Origin of the sequence: Aestuariibaculum sediminum, assembly GCF_014596945.1 — a bacterium.
Taxonomy (GTDB): Bacteria; Bacteroidota; Bacteroidia; order Flavobacteriales; family Flavobacteriaceae; genus Aestuariibaculum; species Aestuariibaculum sediminum.
Genome location: NZ_JACVXB010000004.1, coordinates 128,551 through 153,279, shown reverse-complemented (window position 1 = coordinate 153,279; position 24,729 = coordinate 128,551). Strand labels below are relative to the sequence as shown.

12 protein-coding genes are annotated in these 24,729 nt (G+C 34.3%); 5 read left to right on the top strand and 7 right to left on the bottom strand.

The annotated features are described in order from the left end of the window. Positions 1-30: 30 nt before the first annotated feature. Positions 31-1,494 (bottom strand): glycoside hydrolase family 28 protein, encoded by a 1,464-nt coding sequence (locus ICJ83_RS10675; protein ID WP_188230384.1) that lies wholly within the window; start codon positions 1,492-1,494, stop codon positions 31-33. A 166-nt stretch (positions 1,495-1,660) separates the two neighbouring features. Between ICJ83_RS10675 and ICJ83_RS10670 the strand changes: the two genes are divergently transcribed. The 4 genes from ICJ83_RS10670 to ICJ83_RS10655 all read left to right on the top strand — a co-directional run bounded on the left by ICJ83_RS10670 (position 1,661) and on the right by ICJ83_RS10655 (position 8,560). Further along, positions 1,661-2,722 (top strand): GntR family transcriptional regulator, encoded by a 1,062-nt coding sequence (locus ICJ83_RS10670; RefSeq protein ID WP_223154736.1) that lies wholly within the window; start codon positions 1,661-1,663, stop codon positions 2,720-2,722. Between the two features lie 91 nt (positions 2,723-2,813). Then, on the top strand, positions 2,814-4,109 hold the full coding sequence (locus tag ICJ83_RS10665) for a rhamnogalacturonan acetylesterase (RefSeq protein ID WP_223154730.1): 1,296 nt from the start codon (positions 2,814-2,816) through the stop codon (positions 4,107-4,109). Positions 4,110-4,192: 83 nt separating this feature from the next. After that, positions 4,193-7,042, top strand: a complete 2,850-nt coding sequence (locus ICJ83_RS10660) for a glycoside hydrolase family 2 TIM barrel-domain containing protein (RefSeq protein ID WP_188230383.1) — start codon at positions 4,193-4,195, stop codon at positions 7,040-7,042. 15 nt (positions 7,043-7,057) lie between these two features. Continuing rightward, positions 7,058-8,560: a rhamnogalacturonan acetylesterase gene (locus ICJ83_RS10655; RefSeq protein WP_188230382.1), complete on the top strand. Its 1,503-nt coding sequence runs from the start codon at positions 7,058-7,060 to the stop codon at positions 8,558-8,560. 74 nt (positions 8,561-8,634) lie between these two features. On the opposite strand, the gene ICJ83_RS10650 is transcribed toward ICJ83_RS10655, so the two are convergent. From ICJ83_RS10650 to ICJ83_RS10625, 6 genes are all read right to left on the bottom strand, one after another. Next, positions 8,635-10,773 (bottom strand): alginate lyase family protein, encoded by a 2,139-nt coding sequence (locus ICJ83_RS10650; RefSeq protein ID WP_188230381.1) that lies wholly within the window; start codon positions 10,771-10,773, stop codon positions 8,635-8,637. Between the two features lie 8 nt (positions 10,774-10,781). Further along, positions 10,782-12,302: a sulfatase family protein gene (locus ICJ83_RS10645; RefSeq protein WP_188230380.1), complete on the bottom strand. Its 1,521-nt coding sequence runs from the start codon at positions 12,300-12,302 to the stop codon at positions 10,782-10,784. Between the two features lie 251 nt (positions 12,303-12,553). After that, entirely contained in the window at positions 12,554-14,236 is a 1,683-nt protein-coding gene (locus ICJ83_RS10640) for a RagB/SusD family nutrient uptake outer membrane protein (protein WP_188230379.1), read from the bottom strand. Between the two features lie 17 nt (positions 14,237-14,253). Further along, positions 14,254-17,415: a SusC/RagA family TonB-linked outer membrane protein gene (locus ICJ83_RS10635; protein WP_188230378.1), complete on the bottom strand. Its 3,162-nt coding sequence runs from the start codon at positions 17,413-17,415 to the stop codon at positions 14,254-14,256. A 210-nt stretch (positions 17,416-17,625) separates the two neighbouring features. Next, positions 17,626-18,858, bottom strand: a complete 1,233-nt coding sequence (locus tag ICJ83_RS10630) for a glycoside hydrolase family 88 protein (protein WP_188230377.1) — start codon at positions 18,856-18,858, stop codon at positions 17,626-17,628. A 159-nt stretch (positions 18,859-19,017) separates the two neighbouring features. After that, positions 19,018-23,127: a two-component regulator propeller domain-containing protein gene (locus tag ICJ83_RS10625; RefSeq protein WP_188230376.1), complete on the bottom strand. Its 4,110-nt coding sequence runs from the start codon at positions 23,125-23,127 to the stop codon at positions 19,018-19,020. Between the two features lie 380 nt (positions 23,128-23,507). Between ICJ83_RS10625 and ICJ83_RS10620 the strand changes: the two genes are divergently transcribed. Continuing rightward, positions 23,508-24,689, top strand: coding sequence for a DUF4861 family protein (locus ICJ83_RS10620; protein ID WP_188230375.1), 1,182 nt, complete (start codon positions 23,508-23,510; stop codon positions 24,687-24,689). The last annotated feature ends 40 nt before the right edge of the window (positions 24,690-24,729 follow it).

Here is a 24,729-nt window from a genome sequence, read left to right as displayed (position 1 = left end):
TAAACTATTTACATCTATTGCTAGTGCATTTTATTCATGATATAGTGCTGCTGGCAAATCTACATTATTGGTATGCTCTAAAAACACAGATGTACCATCTTCGGCTAAGACTTTTACATTATCAACCTTCCAATTAGAACTAAAGGTAATCTTTCCTGCTTTTTCAGCTTTAATAAAAACGTTATTTAATGTTATACTATCGATTACAGATTGTTCTAAACCGTTCACATTAATAGCCGTTTGCGCTCCTTCAACATAAATATTTTTAAGGGTTATGTTTTTAAATGTTGGAATGCCCTTTTCGGGAGTAACTGTCATTAACATCTTTTTCCAGTGTTCAGGTATAGAATCCTTATTAAATTCTTCTGGCAATTTTGAATAACTGTAATTAGGATTCCAGTTCATACCAACCTGCATAAAGGTGCCAACACTATCCATTTTAATATTTTCTAAATGAATATCCTCTACTATTCCTCCCCGATTGGTTGCCGATTTAATATTCAATCCGTTTTTGGTTCCTAAACCTTTAATATTTGATACAAATACATGACGAATACTTCCTGAGGTTTCACTCCCTAAAGTAAACAATCCTGCACCTTGACGAGCAATACAATCCTTAATAACAACATATTCGGTTGGCTTGTTTACACGCTGACCATCCCAATCGCGACCTGCTTTCAAACAAAAATTATCATCGTTACAATCGATGTCGCAATTTTGTACTAAGATATATTTGGAAGAGTCGATATCCACACCATCGGTACTTGGCCCATGACCTCCAATATTGTTTCTAATGGTTAACCCATCAACAGTAATATATTCTGAATATAACACTTGTACCGTCCAAAATCCAGCGCGTTGCAGATTTAGATCTTTAACAAAGATATTTTTTGAGTTTTGTACAAGTACAGTTCGTGGGCGTTTTGCATCATAATCAACAATCCAACGTAAGCCTCTGGGTTCGTAATCATTTTTTCGCAAATCCCAATAATAATCCCAAAACACTTTACCTTGCCCATCGATTACCCCATTACCTCCAAGAATTACATTATTCTGGTCTTTAATATTAATTAATGCCGCTGGCCAAACCATCTCAATACCAGCAACTCTAGTTTCTATTTCTTTATAATCTTCAATGTTTTCACTTCCCTTTAAAATTACACTTTCTGGAACGATAAAATGAATGCCGCTTTTAATAAAAATAGAGCCTGATAAATATTCTCCTGGTTTAAAGGTTACAACACCTCCTCCATTTTCAAAGCAGGCATCGATAGTTTTTTGAATGGCTTCGGTGCATAAGGTTTCTCCATCATTACTTGCTCCAAAATCGTTTACATAATAGGTTTTATTTTTAAAATCTACAGACGCCGCTCCCACCTTATCGACCCATTTTGGAGTATTGTTTATCTGTTCATTATTACGATTTTGTTCTTCTTTACATGATTGATATAGTATGCTTGAAAATACGAATAAAATAAGTTTTAAGCTTTTCATTTTAATTTTTTTTGATTAAAGTAAATGTAGCTGAAACAGAAAAATTAAGCATCCTGCACTTACATGACCATTTAATGTAATCGATTAAAATTTAAGTGTTTTAATAACATTTTTCAATTAAATTTATATAAATTTGTTAACCACCCTAACTAAATAAGTATTAATTATGAGCTTGACAATAATGTCTCAACAAATAGAAATAAGAATAAACGAATCGTCTCGTGTACCGAAATACAAACAAATTGTAGATTCTATAATCAATGATATTTCTAAAGGCAAATTGAAGGTAGGACAAAAAATCCCTTCTATTAATGAACTTAGTGAAACATGCTATCTATCTAGAGATACCGTAGAAAAAGCCTACAGACAACTGAAACAGCAAAAAGTAATTGTTTCTGTAAAAGGAAAAGGCTACTACACGGCTAAAACGGATTTAATTTCGAAAATTCAAATCTTCTTTATGATTAATAAACTGAGCTCGTACAAAATGATGATTTATAATTCTTTTGTTAATAGTTTAGGAATTAATGCACATGTTACTTTATCGGTCTATCACTGTGAAGAAAGTATATTTACTAAAACCCTAGAACGTAATTTAGGTGCTTACGATTATTACGTGATTATGCCCCATTTTAAGACAGACGATTCTAACCATATTAGTGCTACTGCAATGGTACAGGAGGCTCTAAACAAGATTCCAAAAGATAAACTAATCATTTTGGACAACAATAAATTAGAACTGAAAGGAAATTACGGCTCTGTTTATCAGGATTTCCAAGAAGATATTTATGAAGCTTTAAAAAAAGGGGTTAATAAACTTAAAAATTATGACAAACTCGTGCTTGTTTACCCTTCGAAATCTGTTTACCCCTACCCGCAGCGCATTGTTCATGGTTTTAGAAAATTTTGCGCGAGATATGAATTTGATTTTGAAATATTAAATGAAATTTATGAAGATATGGATCTGGATAGTAAAGACTCATATATTATTATTGAAGAAAATGATTTAGTTAATTTGGTAAGGCAAATAAGAGCCAAGAACCTAACTTTAGGAAAAGATATAGGTATTATTTCTTATAACGACACCCCATTAAAAGACCTTTTAGGAATTAATGTTATCAGTACGCATTTTAAAGCTATGGGGGAGACGGCTGCATACCTTGTTTTAAACAATAAAAAAGAAAAAGTAAAAAATGTATTTGAATATATTGAACGAAATTCCGTTTAATTTTAAGTAGGATTTAAACAAATAAAAAGATTCATCATAGTACAGGATGGATCTTTTTTTTATTCCATATATTTTAGTAAAAATTTAATTCATGAATTCGAATAAAAACCTTTTTTTAACTTCACTGTTAGTCATTTCAACTTACATAAATTTCGCACAAACCAAATCATTTTACTTTGGTTCAAAAAAAGATGTAAAAAACAGTATAAATGTTAAATCCCCAATAGCTTACAATCCTGATTTAGGCTATGGATTTGATTTCAATACAACAAACAAAGTTAAAGTAACTAAACAGGCCTTAACTGCTGAAGGTTCGGTTTATTTTTCTGTTAAGTTACCTGAAGGAAATTATAAAGTTGATGTCGTTATTGGTGATAAAAAACCATCCGAAACAACTATAAAAGCAGAATCACGAAGGTTAATGTTAAAACAACTCAAAGTTGAAAAAAAAGATACGGTTCATTTCTCATTTACTGTTAATGTGCGCACGCCTCAAATTAATAACAATGATGCTATTCGTATTAAAGCGCGCGATAAAAATCAACTAAACTGGGATGATAAATTAACACTTGAATTTTTAGGCACCCCAGCCGTACAAAGCATAACAATTACACCTGTTTCAAATATCACTACCATTTTCCTAGCTGGAGATTCCACCGTTACCGATCAAGACGTTGAACCGTGGGCGTCATGGGGTCAATTTTTCACGAATTATATTTCTAATGCAGCTGTTGTTGCCAACTATGCGGAATCGGGTTCGTCCTTAAGTGCTTTTAAGGCAGCCAAAAGGTTGGACAAAATCCTATCTTTAATGAAACCTGGTGATTATTTATTTATAGAATTTGCCCATAACGATGAAAAACAAAAAGGCCCAGGAATTGGCCCTTGGGAATCATACACTAATTTATTAAATGAATATATTAACAAAGCTAGAGACAAAGGTGGTATCCCTATTTTATGTACACCTACACAGCGTCGTGCCTTTAACAGCGATGGTTCACTTAAAGAAACTCACGGCGATTTTCCAGCAGCCATGCGTAAAGTTGCTATTAATGCCAGTGTCCCTTTAATCGATATTACAGAAATGACTACAAAAATGTACGAAAGTTGGGGAGATGAAGTCTCCAGAAACGCCTTTGTTCAATATCCCGCAAATACTTTTCCTGGTCAGTTTACAAAATTAGAAGATAATACACATTTTAATAGTTTCGGGGCTAATGAAATTGCAAAGTGTGTGGTGCAGGCTATTAAAGATTTAAATTTGTACTTAGCGCACTATTTAAGGCGCAACATACCTAAATACAATCCTTTAGCACCAAATGAAATCAACAATTGGAATTTACCTCTAAGCAGTAGATTTGAGGTTAAAAAGCCTGATGGAAATTAACATGATACTACAGGATGGTTCTTAAACCCCTAAAAATTACATTTACCTTTAGTTTACATTAATATTACAACTACTAAACACGTATGAGATTTTATAAGCTAAAGGCATTATGCCTTTTATTTTTATTTGCTCTAACCAGTCAGGCGCAAGAAACAGAAAACATTTATCTTTCAGGAAAGGATTTTAAACATCCTGTGACGTGGGATTTTATGTGTACCGATGGTTATAATAGTAAATTGTGGAGCACTATCAATGTGCCTAGCAATTGGGAATTGGAAGGATTTGGAGAATACACCTATGGACGTTGGTATAAAGAATTGAATCAAGACGAACCTAGCAAAGAAGAAGGATTTTATAAATATAAATTTAGCGTTCCACAGAAATATAAAAACCAAAATGTTACTATCGTTTTTGGCGGATCAATGACCGATACAGAAGTTAAAATAAACGGTAAATTGGCTGGCCCTATACATCAAGGTGGCTTTTATGAGTTTAAATACGATATCACACCTCTTATAAACTATAATGGTGAAAATCTTCTTGAGGTACATGTCTCAAAACATTCGGCTAATAATACCGTAAATAACGCTGAACGTAAAACCGACTGGTGGTTGTTTGGAGGTATTTACAGACCTGTTTGGTTAGAAATTGCTCCTAACTCTTATATTAAACATGTTGCTGTTGATGCGAAAATGGATGGTTCACTAAAGGCCAATTTAAACCTTGTTAATCTTCCTGATAATTCAAAAATAGAAGCACTTATCAAACCTATTGGAAGCAACGAAATTTTTAAAACCGTTACCATTCCTTTAAAAAATAAAGACACTCATCAAATCATATCAGCGCAATGGAGTAATATAAAACCATGGAATCCAGAATCTCCTAATCTGTATACTTTAACTTTAAATTTAATTTCAGAAGGTAAAACTTTACATACTTCAAAAACCAAAATAGGTTTCAGAACTCTGGAATTTCTCAAAAAAGATGGTATTTACGTTAATGGTAAAAAAATTATCATGAAAGGCATTAATCGTCATACCATCTGGCCTGAATCTGGGCGTAGTACCGATAAAACTATTAGTATTCTGGATGTAAATCTTATAAAAGATATGAATATGAATGCGGTTCGCTTTCATTATCCACCAGACACGCATTTTTTAGAGGCTTGTGATTCTTTAGGATTGTTTGTTTTAAATGAAGTTGCAGGCTGGCAAAACGGATATGACACAAAAACAGGAACGCAACTTATTAAAGAAACCGTTCAACGCGATGTTAATCACCCCTCGGTTATTATTTGGGATCATGGCAATGAGGGAGGCTGGAATTATGATATAGATCATGTATTTCACGAGTACGATCCGCAAAAACGAATTGTTATTCATCCATGGAGTGATTTTGATGGTTGGGATACCCACCACTACCCTACTTATTTAACGGGAATGCACCGCTTTAATAATGGCGAAAATGTATTTTTTCCAACTGAATTCATGCATGGAACCTATGATAATGGTATAGGTGCTGGTTTGGAAGATTTCTGGACACGTTACAAACAAAGTCCTTTATTTGCCGGAGGCTTCATGTGGGCCATGTTGGATGAAGCTGTTTTACGTACAGACTGGACAGGTGAGCAAAAATATGACTCCAAAGGTAATCTAGCTTCCGATGGTGTTCTAGGCCCTCACAGAGAAAAAGAGGGTAGTTTTTTTACCGTTAAAGAAGTATGGTCTCCTATTCAGTTTAAAGAAAAGCAAATAACTTCTAAATTTGATGGTTCGTTCTTTGTTACAAATGATTATATTTTTACTAATTTAAATACGTGCAAACTAGAGTATCGTGTTTTAAAAGCTAGCGCCAACATTCTATATACTAACGATAAAGCTGAGGTTATAGTTTCAAAACCAATAAATATTGAAAATATTGAACCTGGAGAAACCAGAAAAATTCAATTTGATGTACCAAAGAACTTTTTTGAAGGGGATTGGCTAGAAATTACGGCAACCGATAAATATGGTAGAGAAATTTACACTTGGTCATGGCCAATTCATAAGGCTTCTTATTTCGCTAATAAACTTATTAACGTTGAAAACATTAAAAAAGAAGCTAAAATAGATAAAACAGATTCTGAAATACAGTTATCCTGCAAAGCACTTACACTAGTATTACATGCAAAAACTGGCCAAATTATTAAAATAAAAAACCAAAAAGGAAATGTACCATTTACCAATGGTCCTGACCCTGTAGGAATGAAGGCTGAAGTTGAAAATGTTTCTGTCAAAGAAACCAAAGATGCGGTTATTTGCGTTTTTAAATATGCTGGAGGTATTGACACCGCTACTTGGACCTTGTATAACGACGGTAGATTAAAATTAGAAATGATTTTTCTGAAAAATGCGGGACGAAACAGTGGTTTCGATGGTGCCTTTTTTGAAGGAGCAATTAATCAATTTGGTGTTACTTTCAACTTCCCTGAAGATGGTGTTAAAGGTTTAAAATGGCTAGGTAACGGTCCTTATCATGTGTGGAAAAACAGAATAAAAGGTACCACATTAGGTCTTTGGGAAAAAGATTATAATACAACTGTTACTGGTGAAAGTTTTGAAAATCTTGTATATCCTGAATTCAAAGGCTATCATGCAAACTTCATTGCAGGTAATCTTAAAACTAATAAGGGAGACTATAAATTCTTCAGTGAAAACGACAAATTGTTTTTACGCTTGTTTACACCCGACTTACCGAAACATGCGGTTTCAAAAGTATTTCCGCAACCTAGGTTTCCGGAAGGCAATATTTCGTTTATGTATGAAATTCCAGCCATGAGAGCTTTTAAGCCCTTAGACCATCAGGGACCGGAAAGCCAGCCTACAAATATTAGAATTAAAAGTGGGGATGAAGGTATTCCTATGACTTTATGGTTCGATTTTAGAGACAATTAGAAACAACTATTAATCATGAAAAAATTTCAAATTTTTATACTTGCGTGCCTATTCATTTCATATTACAATTGCGCTCAAGAACCTAATGGTAAACCAACTATTTATACCGTTGGTGATTCAACGGTTAAAAATGGTCGTGGTGATGGCTATGGCGGACTTTGGGGCTGGGGTGATTTTATTGGTCAACTTCTGGACAGCACTAAAGTAAATGTTGAAAATCATGCCTTAGGAGGTACCAGTAGTCGTACATATCAAAATTTAGGTTTATGGGATTCGGTACAAAAACAATTAAAACGTGGTGATTACGTATTAATTCAATTTGGACATAACGACAATGGTCCTGTAAACGACAAAATACGAGCACGAGGTACTATAAAAGGTATTGGAGACGAAACCGAAGAAATAGATAATCTAATTACGGGAGAACATGAAATTGTTCACTCCTACGGTTGGTATATCGAAAAAGTTGTTAAGGAAACACAAGAAAAAGGTGCTATTCCTATTGTTATGTCTCCCATACCACGAAATGACTGGGTTAATGGTAAAATCCCAAGAAACGATAAATCTTATGGACTTTGGGCAAAACAAATAGCCAATAAAACAGGTGCTACTTTTATCGACTTAAATGAAAAAATGGCTTCCAAACTGGAAAGCTTTGGTGAAGAAAAAGTTACAGGTACATATTTTTATAAAAGAGATCATACCCATCCGTCGGCAAGAGGAGCAGCCATGGCAGCTTCTTTAATTATCGATGGTATAAAGGAAACTGATAATTCTTTAAATAAATACATACTTCAAAACCCTGAAATAAAGCTTCCCCGTAAGAAAAACATATTTTTAATTGGCGATTCTACAATGGCAAATAGTAGTAATCCTAATACTATTGGCTGGGGTGTACCGTTTCCTCAATTTTGCGACACCACCCAAGTCAATGTTATCAATAAAGCTCGAGGCGGAAGAAGTACCCGAACATTTATTTATGAAGGACTTTGGGATGCCGCTAAAAACGAATTTCAACCCGGAGACTTTGTCATTATTCAATTTGGACACAACGATGCTGGAAATATTGATAAAAAGAAATTTAGAGGCTCACTAAAAGGCATAGGAGACGAAATTCAAGAAGTAAGGCGAGATAGTACTGGAATTGAAACCGTACATAGCTATGGCTGGTATTTAAAACAAATGATTAAGGAAACCAAAGAAAAAGGAGCAAATCCAATTATATTAAGTTTAACGCCTCGAAACGAATGGCCAGGGGGCAAAGCCGAAAGGCGAACCGATAGCTATGTAAAATGGGCGAAACAAGCTGCTGAAGCAGAGGGAGTACCTTTTATTGATTTAAACGATATAGTCGCAACAAAATATGAAATCTTAGGAAAAGATAAGGTGAAACCATTTTTTCCTCAGGATCACACCCATACAAACCTTGAAGGAGCAACATTTACAGCGAAAACCGTTGCCGAAATATTTAAAAAGTCCAAAGCATTAGGTCTAAGAAGTTATATTTACTTGAATTAACACCAAATTTCTTTATATGAAAAAAGCCAAAATATGACAACATATTTTGGCTTTTTTGTTAATATTCTTCTCTACTATTTTATAACTTTAGTACTAGTTTTACCATCTTTTGTTTCTATAAGCACCACTTCCCCGCTCACTATTTGATTATTTACCGAATAAAAATGTGTACCAGGTGGTCGATTATATACGACCATTATGGTATAATTCGTCTCTTCAATAGACAGGTTTATTGCTTCGGCCTGACTGTCGGAAAGTAATTTATTATTCCGATCATAAACTGGTATTTTCTCATACTTTAATTTTGTTTGGTCTGGAAAATATAAAAGAGTTATAAATGATGTAAAACCTAGGGAATGATTAAAAATTTCGGCTCGTTTACTCTCAGTCTTTAAATTATATTCTGATGAAAACCAGGAATCTTTAAGCGAAACTTCTACATCTTTTATAGGTTGAATTCTTAAATTATCTTTCTTATATGTGGTTTCTATTGTATTATAATTTAGTTCTACAGAGGAATCTGGGAAATTGAAATATTGCGAAAATTTATGCCTACCTTTAGTATGAAAACTATCAAATAATAGCCAAATATTTGGTTTTAAATATAATAATTGACGTTTCATTGTAACTGGATTTTCCAATCTTTCGTAGGCTATATTTTCAGCTTCAGCATAATCAAATGACTCAGAAATAACCGTTTCAATACCTTTAGAGGTTGCGTCATACTTGTTGCTCCATGAACTACCATATACACTATTAGATAAGTCATCGACACCTAACGTATTGTGGCTTTTACTCTCTTTAAAAAACGCTCTCCATTTCGTGTTTACATAAGTATATCGTCCATTATCTACCAAATAATCTCTTCCGTTTGCAAACAACGATACATGTAAAATATTATCATGCCCGTGACCACACCCTAACTTTTTTAGATGAAAACTTGTATAAGATGCATTTTCATCCCAAGAATTTCTCATGTAAAAATCGCCAGACGATTTTTGAAAAACCGATAAAAATTCTGGTTGCTTCGCTGTTAATTGTCTGTATGACAACATTTCATCCTTACCAAGTATACAATATGTATTAAAATCGAAAGTTTGATAGGCTCTAGATTTCAAAACTGAATCTTGATATAAATAGGCTGCCAATGTTAAAAGTCCTCGCAAATCTGTATCATCACTATCCCCAAGTAATGGCTGGTGAAAATTAGGTTTTTGCCATTGTATATTGGCATATGCCATGTCCCTTGTTTTCTGTACAATATCCTTGGGTAACTTAATATGTTTTCGCTGCGCCAGTAAATTGACATTCATAAAACAATGAAATACCTCGTTATGATACATTGGCGACTGTTCCCATTGCGTACCATCATCTAATATTTGAAGGTTTATACATGTTTCCAGGTTATTTAAAGCATGACGTTGCCAATTATCAGCATCCTTAAAGTCATTTAAAAACTGGGATACGTTAAATAATCCGTGAAATTCTAAAACACCCCAATTGCTGGTTTTGGAAAAATTGCTAAAATCCTTATTTAAATATTCGGCATGCTCTTTTAAAGACATTAAAAATTTAGCCAAAAACTGAGGTGTAAAATGCTTTGAGTGTTTTACATATTCAAAAGATTTTATCCAATTTTCACAACGGATTCCTGCTTCTATTCTTCTCCATGATAAGTTTAAAAGCTCATTTGAAATAGGATTGTTATCAATCCAGTGGGTGACTTGATTTATAAAACCTTTTGCATATTTCTCTTCTCCAGTTAAGTAGTATGCTCGTCCCAAATCCTCCCAATATCGATGCCTGTTAAGCATGTAGCACCATTCGGGGTCTTCAAACGGAATGATACTCCAATCTATTTCTTTCTTAAACTGATAAGGTACATTTGTTTTTTCCATAGCCCACTCATCTCGAAAAACAAAATATTGGTCTAAAACCTGATTGGCTGTTTCTAAAACTTTTGCTACATCCTTGGGATAATTCAATTTCAAATAATCTAAATCAGATTGATCCATCTTAAGGTACAGAGGCTGCTTTGCTATATAAATCTTTAAAAGCTCTTGTAAAGCTCGTTTATCATTCCCTTGATTATATGCTTCTTTTACCTTTTTTAATTCTGAAAAATTAAAATCAAGGCTCTCTAATACCCCTTTTGTTTGTGCAAAAACGGATATTGAAATAGTAAAAAGAAGTACAGTTATACGACGTTTCATAATGAATGTTAGAGCGGATTTTTATTTTTAATAGCTTCTAACTTACTTTTTAACTCTTTTACCTTTTTTTGATTTGAATCTGCGAGATTAATTGTTTCTCCGGCATCTTCTTTCAAATTATAAAGTTGCGGCTTTGCAAGATTTCCCAATTCAATATTGGTTAATTTATTCATTTCAGGACCATTATTAGGTTCAATATATTTCCAGTTTTTGTCTCTAATTGCCAATCTGGATCCCGTTCCTTGTTCCACGATGTAAGTCCTGCCTCTATTTGATTTTCCTAATAACACGTCACTTAAATCCATACTATCTTCATAATCAGATTGAAATGCTACACCTAACAGTTTTGCGAAAGACCCTGCCATATCTACTTGAGAAACTAAGGCATTTGACACTTTTGGTTTAATAGTCCCAGGCCAACTTACTATAGTAGGAACTCTTGTACCTGCTTCAAAGGTACTATACTTCCCTCCACGTAAAGCTCCCCAAGGCGTATGACCATTTAATTCAGTTACAGCACCATCCACATAGCCATCGTCAAGAACAGGCCCATTATCGCTTGAAAATACTATTATAGTATTTTCTGAAATGCCAAGATATTGAAGCTGTTTCATTATTTCTCCTACCGCCCAGTCTACTTGCAAAATAGCATCACCGCGAAAACCCAATCCGCTTTTCCCTTTAAACATTGTTGATGGCATACGAGGCACATGCGGCTCGGTTAACGCATAAAATAAAAAGAATGGTTCTTCTTTATTTTTTTCTATAAATTCATTGGCTTTGTACAGAAAAGTAAAAGGTACTTCCTCATCAGTCCATCTTGCTGTATGCCCGCCACTCATATAACCAATTCTACCTATTCCATTAACAATGGTATTATTATGTCCATGGTTTGGAGACGCCTTCATTTTAAGTAATTCGGGGTTTTCCAATCCGGTAGGGTCATTCCCTACTTTCTTTTTATAATCTACCTGAATCGGATCCTCTGGATTCAAGCCTACTACATGATGATCTTCTACAAATACGGTTGGTACGCGATCTGCCGTAGCAGGAAAAATATAGGAGTAATCGAATCCAACGTCATTTGGTGTGCCAACCAACTTACTATTCCAATCTTTATCGACTGCATCTCCAATTCCCAAATGCCATTTCCCTACAATGCCCGTATTATAACCTGCATCTTTAAATATTTTTGGTAAGTTTGGTTTGTCTTCTGGTATTATCAATGCAGCATTTCCAGGAAGAACCCCAGTCCCACTTTTTCTCCATGGATACTGTCCCGTTATAATGGCATAACGCGATGGTGTGCACGTGGCTGACGTAGTATGTGCATTAGTAAACTTTACACCTTGTTTTGCCAACTTATCTATATTAGGTGTATACAATTTCGTAGCTCCATAACAGCTTAAATCTCCATATCCTAAATCGTCTGCCAGTATAAAAATGACGTTTGGTTTTTGCTGAGCACTAAAAGCTTGTATAAATAGCCCGATGGTGATTATTAGTAATGTTTGCAGGGTTTTCTTCATAATATTAAATTTAGTTTTAGTTGTTTTTATTCTTAAATTTTAATCGATTGATTTTTCTTGATATTTCTACCTGACTTAACAAATATAAAATTATAATTAAACCTTTTGTGTTCGAACACATTAAAATACTTAACTAAGGCATATCAATTTGGACTATATTCAAATATTTAGACCATAAAAATACCCAAGATTTAAAAAGTCTTGGGCATTTTAACATCAACTCATTAAAAAAATTATTTAAAAACTAGATTTTAATACCCTGAATTTTGCTTTAAATTCGGGTTCTTATTTATTTCACTTTGTGGTATAGGCAATTTATTATGGCTATCTGGAAATGTTTGCGTTCTTCCTTGAACTTCAAAAACGGTGTAATCTAAATATTGAGGATCAAACAATTGTGGTTGTACTTCTTTTGATGGGGCATCGGCAGTACGCTCGATACGAATACCATGAGGTACAAAGCCATCTAACACATCTTTAGCAATCCCCCAACGTAATAAGTCCCAATATCTATGATTTTCAAAAACCAATTCAATTTTTCTTTCATGACGAATACGCTCACGCATTTGGTCTTTTGATAAACCCGTTGGAAGGTCTGAAATACCAGCTCTATCACGAATTCTATTTATAGCATTGTAAACCTTGTTTGTTGGGCCTTCGGCCTCGTTAGCAGCTTCGGCATAGATTAACAATACCTCTGCAAAACGAAGTTCTTGCCAGCTACTAATACTTTTGCCGTTTTGTGGAGAAAATCCATCGGCAGGGTTAGCGAATTTCTTAACCAGATACCCAGTAATAGAAGCGGCACCATGAAATTTTCCGGGATCTCCAGGACCTTCATTACCGTTATTCCACTCCATATCTATAAAAGGTTCACCTTTTGATGGTTGTATTTCCGAAAACTCACTACCGTGATAAAAAATTGATGCATCAAATCGTGGGTCTCTGTTAGCATATGGATTGGATGGATCGTAACCCGAAGCAGGATCTGTAATAGGTAAGCCATTTTTCATTTCGTAATCATCAACTAATTCTTGTGTAGGATCGGTTTGACCGCCCCAATCGCTTCGCCATCGTACTGGAAAATTATACAACCCGAAGGATTGCCCTGCTAGTGGAGGTAAGGTTTGTTTTTCAAAAATGGTTTCAATATTGCCTCCAGTAGACAAAAATAAACCACGGTAATCATCAAATAAATCCAAGCCATCATTATCTGTTCCCGTAATTAAACGATCTGCCAAAGTAGCCGCTTCAGTCCAATTTTCGGCATATAAAGCCGTTCTGGAAGCTAAAGCTATTGCAGCTTGTTTTGATACATTTGCTGATCCAGCTTGAGATAATTCGGGTAAAACTGTTGCAATTTCTTTTAATTCACTAACCACATAAGCATAAATATCTTGTCTTGCTGTTTGCGAAACAAACAAATCATCTTCTAAAGTTTGTGCTTGCGTAATTAAAGGTACATCTCCATAACGTCTGGCCAAATCGAAATAGGTAAACGCCCTAATATAGCGTGCCTGAGCAATAGCCGCCGCTTTAAATGCTTCGGTTAAAGACGAGGCTTCCATACCTTCAATAATTTCATTAGCTTGACGTATGGTTACATATGCGCTATTCCATAAGTCTAAACCACCTGATTGTGTTGGGGTTATTGCTCCTTTAATAATTATGGAATTATTTTGAACCCATCCACTTTTCGCACGGGCTTCATCGGTAATTGAGGCAATCATACATGGGTATTGTCCATACCCTGTAGACCCATGTATTCCGAAAGGTAATCTACCCATAGTATTATCAATATAAGCCTGAGCTAATGCTTCGTCTTGGTAAACATTTGAAGAACTAATTTGATCTAATGGGGTTCTATCTAAAAATTCATTGTCGCATGCCGTAAAAGCCAGCATGAAACCTATTGTATAAATTATGTTTTTCATATCTATTTTATTTTTAATTAAAATCCAACATTAACTCCAAAAGTCAATGTTTTTGTTTGTGGATAAAATGGTCGTAATCCTGATGGCCCTTCCGGATCTCTCCAACCTAAATTAGATAGTGTTAAAATGTTGGTGGCAGAACCATAAACCCTTAAGTTTTCTATACCTAATTGCTCTAAAACTGATGAAATATGGTTGAAATTATAACCAAATTCAAGATTTCTTAGTTTACAATAAGTTACTTCCTTAACCCAAAAATCAGAAGTTTGACTGTTATTTGCAGAAGCATCACCAGAACTTAATCTTGGGTACTTGGCATCCTCGTTTCCTGGTCGCCATGAGTCTACAAATTCTCTGAATGAGTTTCCATCACGTTCAAATGGAATGGAGTAAACATACCTTGAAAAATCGGTGGCTCCCTGAAAGTTTGCTGTTAAATCAAACCCTTTATACTCCATAAACAAGTTTAGGCCAAATAACATATTAGGTGCGCCACTGGAACCTATAATAGCTCTGTCATCTGCATTAATAACGCCATCCGGTTGACCTGTTAAATTTCCATCTCCATCACGACCATTAATATCTTTATATTTAATATCTCCAGGTGCTAAGCCATCGTGAATTGACTGCGAAAACTGGATGGCCGCATTATCAATTTCATCTTGAGTTTGAAACAAACCATCGGATAAATATCCGGTTCTTAAACTTAACTCTCTGCCGGTTTGGGCTATAGAAGGCAATACACCTTCTGCTTCGGCTAACTGAATAGCTTTATTTTTAAACCAACTCGCATTGGCATCAACTGAGAAATTAAAATCACCTATTCGTTGCTTATATCTTATTAAGGCTTCTCCTCCCCAACTGTCTACAATTCCGTAGTTTACATCTGGCAAACTAGCGCCAAACGAGCCTGGTACTACATCAGTGTTTGGTCTTAAAATATCTTCTGTTCGTTTTTTAAAGTAGTCAAACTCAAATCCTAAGCGGTGGTCAAGCATATCAAATTCAAGACCTAAATCTAAAGTTGTCGCAGTTTCCCATGTAATATTAGGGTTAGCAATTCCTGAACTACTAATACCTTGTTGAAATGCGCCATCGGCAACATACCCGCCATTAAATCCGAAAAGCGAAAGAAACTGATATGCAGGAACGCGGTCGTTACCAACTTGCCCCCAAGACCCTCGGATTTTAATATTATCCATAAAATCTACATTATCCATAAAGGCTTCTTCAGATAATCGCCACCCTAATGAAAATGCCGGAAAAACCCCAGTACGACCACTGTTTGGAAAATTAAAAGACTGATCGATACGCATATTGGCTTGAAATAAATAACGACTATCGTAATCGTATTCTATACGACCAATATAACCTCTTCTGGCTGTTTCGATTGTAACCCCATCGTTAGACCATAAGTCTGTACCTCCCGCAAACAATTCTGGAATAGCCGTAGAAATAAAATTATCTCTAAAAGCATCCAAAGAATTTTGAGAAGATTCAATTTGCTCAAAAAGTGCTAGAGCTCCAATTTTATGTTTTCCAAATAAACGGTCGTAACGCAAACTAAGCTGTAGGGTTTGTTGATCATTTAAATCTCTAGATTCCGCCAAGCTTATTGTTGAAGGCCCTCCAATGATTTGATCATAACCGTCGGTCGCTCCATTATATTCATATTGAATGAATGGTTTTTTGAAGATTTTATTTTTATTAAAAGTTAAATCATAAGAATACAATGCTGAGGCTACTAAGCCATCTACTCCAGGTATTTTATAATTTAAGCTGATATTACTTTGAATAATATTTGAAAGTCTTTCGTTCGTACCACTTCTTTCGGCATGACCTATCGGGCTTCCTCCTAATCCGTTTGTTGCAATGGCTCCTGGTCCAACTTCTTCATCTAATCTTGGGTTTAAATAAGGTTTACCAATAAGTGCGCCTTGATAAATCGAATTTAAATTTGTTGATGAATCCGAGCGATCTTCTATACGCCCTGAAATATCTAATCTTAAGTCCAAGTTATTAGACAATTCTACATCTATATTCGATCTTAAATTATGTTGTCGGTAATTAGCTGTGGAATAAAACCCCTCCTGATTTAACAATCCATAAGACAAGAAATAACGAATCCCTTCTCTACCTCCACTTGCCGATATACTATGTTTAGATAATGGTGCTGAGTTTCCTAAGGTAGCACCTAACCAATCGTAACTTGGTAATTCTCCACTTTCGTATTGCGCAACTTCTGCATCGGTAAAAATGGGATTTAATCCATAATTATTTTTAGCTTCATTAATATATCGCGCATATTCGCCAGCATTCATTAATTCGATTTGACGAATCTGAGATTGATATCCAAATGAACTTTCAAAATTGAATGACGGTTTATTTGAGTTACCGCGTTTAGTTGTTACTAATAACACGCCATTTGCAGCACGAGCACCATAAACTGCAGTAGAAGCAGCATCTTTTAATACGGTTACACTCTCAATGTCGTTGGGGTCTAACCTTGCAAAAGGTCTTACAATTCCATCTACAATAACTAGCGGTGCATTATTTCCAGTGGTGCTTGTTCCTCGAATGGCAAAATTAATATCCTCTGCTCCTGGCTGTCCTGTGGCGGTGTTAACGAACACACCTGTCATTTTACCAGAAAGGTTTGATGCTAAATTGGCTGTTGGAGCCTTTACCAATTTCTCACCCTTTACAGCCGATACCGATCCGGTTAAATCCTTTTTAGTTTGGGTTCCATACCCAACTACGACAACTTCATCTAGTTTAGCTGTATCTTCTTCTAAAGTAATATTTATCTGTGTCTTACCGTTTAATGAAATCTCCTGAGATTTATAACCTATGTAAGACACTACCAAAATGCCATTACTATTGTTTAAATTGATTGTGAAATTTCCATCAAAATCGGTTTGAACTCCATTAGTTGTTCCCTTTTCCAAAATATTTGCTCCGGGTAGAGGGACATTATTCTGGTCTAAAACAACCCCTGTTACTTCTGTTTGTTGTAACTTTTTCTCTGTGTTATTAGTTTTAAAATTTTCTGTTGTTGAATAAGTTTCAGCCTGAACGCCAAAAGCTATTACTAAAACAAAAAACGCTGATATTTTAGTTTTCAGTTTGAGTGTAAAAATATTAAGAGACCAACTCTTAATGCCTTCAAGTTTTTTCATACTTAAATTGTGTTTTTAGTTAGTGTTTAAATTTAAATCTCAACATATCAATCATGGCTGATTAATAATCAAGACCTTATTTCGCTTAGTGTTGGTGTGTGTTTTATTTACTTCATTTCATATTTAATTTGTGTTTGTCTTTAGATTTGTTGGTGTATATTTCGTAATATTTTATGGATTCATTCAATCATATACCGCAGTTCTGGAGCCTTAATCATTTATATTTAAATACTGCTTTTTATACCTAAGTAATGCTTCGATATAATAGTAATCGGCATAGTTAAGTGGCACATCAATTTCATTATTATGCGGTATGCTTCCTACAGAATGTTTTAAAACAAAATTTTGATTTTCACCAATTTTAGCGGTGTATGCAGAAGAAGATAAAGTCGTTATTAACTTATTAATGTGATTAAAATATGATTGTTTGGTGTAACTATCGAGTTCAATTAATGCCGATAAGGTAATCGTTGCTGCAGAAACATCTCTTGGGGTATTAGGAATGTTATCGGTATCGTAATCCCAATAAGGAACACCATCCTCAGGGATACTATTATTACTTAAAATATATTTAGCGATGTTTTCTGCGAGCTGCAAATAGCGTTTGTCCTTGGTGTATCTGTAGCAAACAGTATATCCATACAATCCCCAAGCCTGTCCTCTAGCCCATGAACTTTCGTCTGCAAAACCTTGAGCCGTTTGTTTGCTTCTTACCTCGCCTGTTTCTGGGTTATAGTCAATCACATGATAGGAACTATAGTCCTTTCGGAAATGATTTTTAATGGTCGTATTCGCATGAGAAATTGCGATTTCCTTATAAGCAGGTTTCCCAGTGAATTCAGAGGCTTTAAATAATAGCTCCAAATTCATCATATTATCAATAATAACGGGGAATTCCCAATTTCTTTTTGATTGCCAACCTCCTTTAACATCCCAACTTTTTAAGCAGCCCACATTCGTGTTATAACGTGTAGATAAAGAATCTGCCGCTGTTATCAAAACCTCTTTAAAAGCCTCATTATTCGTTAGTCTGTAACCGTTTCCATAAGAACAATTAAATATGAAACCTAAGTCATGATTGGTAGTTACGTACTTATGATTTTCAAATAAACTTTGAAAATGTTCTGCGGCATTTTTCCATTCGTTCTTATTTGAATATTCATACAAATACCAGCAGCTACCAGGAAAAAATCCTTCGGTCCAATCGAAGTTTGTATTGGTCCAGTGAACGACACCATTTGCATTTAATGTTCTTGGTATTTTGTTCTCTTGTTTTGCGTGTTTTTTTAAAAGATAAAATTGTTGCTCTGCTTTATTCAATATAGTAGTAACATCAATAATTGATTTTTCCGAAGAAGCATTACTGTTTTGCTTTTTTATGAATACAAAACCTATTACAGCAACTAATAATAAAATGGAAAAACCATATTTTAATCTGGTCATTTGCGTCTTTAATTAAATTCGTAATAATGAAAATATCGAGACGCAATATCGGCAGGGATTATCCTTTGATAGGTTGATTTACCTGTCTATTTTAGGGGGTATATTATGCAGAATAACCATTATGTAATTAATAATGAGTAACTTATATTTGCTTTAAATTTATTCCTTATTCGTGTTTTGATGTTGTTTCTTAAATTGTGAAGGTGTTAAATTGAAGGTTTCTTTAAAACATTTTCTAAAATACTTGATATCATTAAAACCAATTTGGTAAGCTATATCGGTAACTGTCATATCTGTTTTCACTAATAACTGTGCTGCTCTTTTTAATTTAATTGTTCTTAAAAATTCTGAGATACTTTGACCAGTAAGTCCTTTTATTTTTCGGTATAATACCGATTGGCTCATAAACATTTTTTCGGCAAAAGTGGTTACCAGAAAATCTGGATCGGTAATATGTTCTTCTACAATATCCATGGCTTTTTGTAAAAACACCTCATCAGTTGATACCAATTCCAATTCTTTTGGCTTCAGAATAATATCTTTTTTAAACTTTTCTATTAAATTTAATCTTGACTTCAGTAGATTTTCTACCTGCATTTTTAACAAATCCGGTTCAAAAGGCTTACTGATATAAATATCGGCACCTGTTTCATAACCTGATTTCTGCATATCCTTAGAAGTTCTTGCCGTTAGCAATATCACAGGTATATGACTTGTAACAATATCTGTTTTTATTGCCGAACAAAATTGCAAACCATCCATTACAGGCATCATCACATCGCTTATAATAATGTCTATGGGTTTAGATTGAGCTTTTGTAATTCCCTCATTACCATTAGTTGCCTGATAAACATTAAATGTTTTTAAAAAAAGGTCAAATATAAGCTTACGTACTTCACTATTGTCTTCAACAATTAACATTGACGGTAAATCCTTATTAAATTTGTCTACATCAAGATTCTCGCTATGAATAACATTATGACTGAAGACTTCTGGGGTGGAAACATCTAAAAAAGAATGGTTATTAATTTCTTCTACTTCAAAATTTATTTGTTCTTGATTTATGTGCTTATTACCCAATGGGAGCGCTATTATAAATACCGTGCCTTCTCCTATTTTGCTATGTACTTTAATTTCTCCGTGATGTAAATCTACAATGTCTTTAGCCACTGCTAAACCAACTCCGGTTCCGGTTCTTAATTCATGTTGTTGTCCTAGCTGGAAATACCTGTCGAAAATAAATGGAATCTGATTGTCAGGAATGCCTTTTCCGTTATCCCTAATTTTTAATTCTATCGTATCGTTTTTTTCGTTTTTACTAATATCTATTGAGATACATCCGCCAACAGGAGTAAATTTAAATGCGTTTGATAGTATATTTAACACTGTTTTTTGCAATTCCACTTTATCAAACCACAGTTCTAAATGCGACGACGGGTAATTAAGGGTGTACTTAATTTGTTTTTCATGAGCCAGCTGCTCAAAAGACAGTTTAATATTCTCTATAAACGGCACAAAATTACCCTTAGAAAAATGCATTCTTAATTTGCCACTTTCAGCTTTTCTAAAATCCAGTAACTGATTTATTAACTGTAACAAAATATTGGTATTTCTATACATCCCTTTAAGCTGAGTTTGTATAAAAGGATCGTTACTGGTGTGATCCATTAAGCGTTTTAAAGGCCCCACTATTAAAGTTAAAGGGGTTCGAAAATCGTGTGATATATTTGTAAACAACTGAAGTTTTAGTTTATTTAATTCTTCAGTCCTTTCTTTATCTCGTTGGACTTCTCGCAAGGCATTTTTCTCATTAATTCTAACTAACAAAGCTTTTCTAGCTGCAAAAAACAACACTATAAAAAGTACAATATATAAGGTATAGGCCCACCAGGTCTTCCACAGTGGTGGTGAAATAACTACTTTTAAAACCGCCGGTTTATCTGTCCATATACCATCACTATTAGCCGCTTTGACTTCAAACTGGTAGGCACCATGGTCCAAATTTGTGTAAGTGGCTTTTGAATTATTCCCCACATAACGCCATTTATCATCAAAACCATTTAACTTATAGGCATACTCATGCTTATTCGCTTTAGAAAAACCTAAGGCCACAAAGTCAAATTGAATATCGTTTTGATTATACTCAAGATTAAGGGATTTTACCGTTTCCGTAACTTTTAATTCAGGGCGATTTCTAACCGTTACTGAACTAATAAGAACAGGTGGAATAAAGGTATCAACAACGATATTATTTGGGTTAAACATGGTTAAGCCATTGGTTCCTCCAAAAATTAATTCACCATTGTCACGCTTGTATGAGGCTCCGTAGTTAAATTCCTTTATATGTAAACCATCTGATTCATTAAAATTCTTTATATCATTGGTTTTTATATTTAATCTACTTATTCCATTATTAGTACTCACCCAAAGTTCTTCATTATTTGGTTTTATACCATATATGACTCCATCAGACAAACCTTGTTCTACACCAAAGCGCTGACTTTCCTTACTAACTATATTATACTTATACAAACCGTCGCCTTCAGTACCAATCCATAAAATCTCATCTGATTCCTGATAAATGCTTATCACAGTTTTTACATTGAATGCTTTTTCCTTGTTACTCTTAAAATCTACATGAAGTATTGATTTTGAGTCGGCATCAATTTCAAATAACCCGATATCACTTCCAACCCATAACTTATTTTTATTTATAGCCTTAAACATGGTTTGAATAAAACCTCCCATTAAAGTATCAGAATCTTTAATTCTGGAAAAATTATTTAATGCTTTATTGTAGATATTTAATCCGCCTCCACTAGTTCCAACCCAAATATTGTTATTATCGTCTTCTGCCAAACAGGTGATTTTATCATCACTTAAACTTGCAGAATCATTTAGTTTAGAGACATATCTGGTATAGCTTATGTGTTGACCATCGTATGTAACTTTACTAATTCCTGAACCATGCGTACCGACCCATAAATTACCGCCTTTATCTTTAAGTAATGCTTTTACATTATTACCACTAAGGCTGTTTACCATATCGGGATTGTGTTGAAGGTAGCTAAATTTTCCTGTTGATAAATTAAGCACATTTAAACCGCCTCCCTCGGTTCCTATCCATAATTCGTTATCCCTATACTCAACTATGGAGCTAACGATATTATTGTTTAGTGATACTTGGTATATATCATCAGAGTAAGACTTAAAAGTATTGGCATGCTTATCTAAATAACTTATACCTCCTGCCCAAGTGCCAAACCATAAATCCCCTTTGGAGTCCTCATATATTTCATATATGGAATTCTGACTTAAGCTACTTTGTTTTTTTTTATCGTGTTTATAATGATAAATACTTTTATCCTTTAAGTTGATATAGAACAAACCATCGTATGTTCCAACTAACAAGTTGTTATATTCATCTTCATAAATTTTCCGAACAGCGCTAGTAATTACAGTTCCTGTGTCTGATTTAAATTTATATTCTTTAAATCTTTTTTCGATTTTATCAAAATAGGCTAACCCTTTGTCATACCCAATCCAAATAGTATTATTCGAATCTTCAAATAAGGTGGTGGTGTAATTTTTAGTGCGCGTGGGAGAAGCATCCTTCGGATATGAGTAATGTAAAAACGTATTATTCTGTGGCTGATATTGGTCTATAGTTTCAGAAGTACATATCCATAAATCAGATTTTTTGGTTAACAATAATGAGCTGGTTTGGTTCGAACTTAAACTCGATGGAATATTTCTGTTATTTTTAAATGTTAAAACCCTGTATGTTTCAGTATTAAAGCGATGTAAGCCCTGATTAGTAGCAATCCATAAAAAAGGACCTTGCCCCTCCGTTAAGGCAATAATTTCTATATCATACGGCTTTTCTATATTGTGATTAAGATAAATTCTTTCGAAACTATCGTGTTCGGGAATGTATTTATTCAATCCATTTTTTGTTCCAAACCAAATGTTATAACTTTTATCTTCTACAATAGATAAAACCCAGCTATTACTTAAACTATTAGGGACTTCCGAATTATAATAATATGATTTAAATTTTTTTCCATCAAATTTATTCAAACCATAGCGTGTACCAAACCACATATAGCCTTGATGGTCTTGAAAAATAGAAATAACAGAGCGCTGTGATAGGCCATCTTTTGTTGAATAGTTTTTAAAAACAGGATTCGAAAGAAAACCATTTTGTGCTTGCCCAAAGCCTTTGCTACAAATAAAAATCAGGAAAAAAGTACTAAGGATATACCTCATTATAAAAACAATCTGTTAAAAGTAAGCTGGTAACATTTCGGTGTTTTTGTTCCTATAATTAGTTATAAAAACATCTTTTAAAACTAGTATTTACTGAAATAACCTTGGGGTTTTAAATTCTGAGAAATTGAACATTTAAAAAATCCTCGTCAAAATTAAAGTTTAAAACCGCTAAGTTTCAACATCTCATGTTAGCCAAACAAATATAAAATTATAATTAAATACAGGCGACCTCAGCGGTACAATATCATAAATAATTAAAATATCAAACCTAAAATTATTTTAATATTTCTTTTTGACTATCATAAATAGTTGTCAATTTATTATTTTCGAGATTCTAATCATCGTTGAACCATTTAACAGACATTATAACTAAAACCATGAACTTAAAACAACCTTATTTAGCGTATCTATTCACACTTTCGTTATTAACCTCCTGCGGGAACAACGAAAAAACTACAACAGTAACTATTACTAACCCGCTTGAATTTGAAAGATTTCATGAAACTATTGAATTAAATAGAACCGATTTACAATTGGAATCATTAGATTCTGTGGGAATTCTTAATATCTCAACGCAAAAATTAGAAATAACCCAAACCGTAGATCAAGATGGTGATAGCCAATCCGATGTATTACTTTTTCAACCTGTAGTACCCGCAAATGGCTCAGCTAGTTACCAAATTGTAACCATTAGTAAAAAAGAAAGACCTACAGCGGACACCGTTTGCTATTCGAGGTTTGTACCAGAACGAACCGACGACTACGCCTGGGAAAACGATAAAGTAGCCTTTAGAGTATATGGTCCGACCGCTCAAAAAATGGTAGAAGAACAAATTCCAGGAGGAACATTATCAAGCGGTGTAGACGCCTGGCTAAAACGCGTAGATTATCCTGTAATTAACAAATGGTACAAAAAAACAACAGAGGGAACAGGTAGCTACCATGAAGATACCGGGGAAGGTTTAGATAATTTTCATGTGGGTGTAAGCCGTGGTGTTGGAGGGTTTTCAATTTTACAAGATACCACATATTACACGTCTAAGAATTTCACAAATTACCGCACCATAAGCACTGGACCTATTAGAACTAGTTTTTACTTGGACTATGCGAACTGGACAGCTGGAGGTAAAACGATAAAAGAATCCATGGTAATTAGTTTGGACCGGGGCCAAAATCTTTCTAGATTTAATATTGATATTGAAGGAACCAATGAAATTGTAGCTGGTTTAACATTACATGAAAAAGACGGTATCGTTAAAGGAAATAATAGTGAAGGTTGGGTAAGCTATTGGGAACCTCATGGCGATTCTGAACTAGGAACTGCAATTGTAACCAAAAAAGAATATTTTAACGGCTATTATAGGTACGATACCAATCGCCCAGATGAAAGTAATGCTTACCTTAAATTAAACGTTATTGATAACCAAGTTAGTTACTATGCTGGATTTGGATGGAAAAAAAGCGGACAGTTTGATACGCCAAAAGACTGGGAAGCTTACTTAAATCGTTTTTCAAAATGCATTAATGCACCGCTTAAAATTACCATAGAAAAACTATAAGTCATTATTTAATCAAAACCCTGGCTAAAAGGAAATCATT

Excerpts from the sequence above, each read along its gene's own strand:
- ICJ83_RS10675 (WP_188230384.1), bottom strand. The coding sequence starts at position 1,494 with ATGAAAAGCTTAAAACTTATTTTATTCGTATTTTCAAGCATACTATAT.
- ICJ83_RS10670 (WP_223154736.1), top strand. The coding sequence starts at position 1,661 with ATGAGCTTGACAATAATGTCTCAACAAATAGAAATAAGAATAAACGAA.
- ICJ83_RS10665 (WP_223154730.1), top strand. The coding sequence starts at position 2,814 with ATGAATTCGAATAAAAACCTTTTTTTAACTTCACTGTTAGTCATTTCA.
- ICJ83_RS10660 (WP_188230383.1), top strand. The coding sequence starts at position 4,193 with ATGAGATTTTATAAGCTAAAGGCATTATGCCTTTTATTTTTATTTGCT.
- ICJ83_RS10655 (WP_188230382.1), top strand. The coding sequence starts at position 7,058 with ATGAAAAAATTTCAAATTTTTATACTTGCGTGCCTATTCATTTCATAT.
- ICJ83_RS10650 (WP_188230381.1), bottom strand. The coding sequence starts at position 10,773 with ATGAAACGTCGTATAACTGTACTTCTTTTTACTATTTCAATATCCGTT.
- ICJ83_RS10645 (WP_188230380.1), bottom strand. The coding sequence starts at position 12,302 with ATGAAGAAAACCCTGCAAACATTACTAATAATCACCATCGGGCTATTT.
- ICJ83_RS10640 (WP_188230379.1), bottom strand. The coding sequence starts at position 14,236 with ATGAAAAACATAATTTATACAATAGGTTTCATGCTGGCTTTTACGGCA.
- ICJ83_RS10635 (WP_188230378.1), bottom strand. The coding sequence starts at position 17,415 with ATGAAAAAACTTGAAGGCATTAAGAGTTGGTCTCTTAATATTTTTACA.
- ICJ83_RS10630 (WP_188230377.1), bottom strand. The coding sequence starts at position 18,858 with ATGACCAGATTAAAATATGGTTTTTCCATTTTATTATTAGTTGCTGTA.
- ICJ83_RS10625 (WP_188230376.1), bottom strand. The coding sequence starts at position 23,127 with ATGAGGTATATCCTTAGTACTTTTTTCCTGATTTTTATTTGTAGCAAA.
- ICJ83_RS10620 (WP_188230375.1), top strand. The coding sequence starts at position 23,508 with ATGAACTTAAAACAACCTTATTTAGCGTATCTATTCACACTTTCGTTA.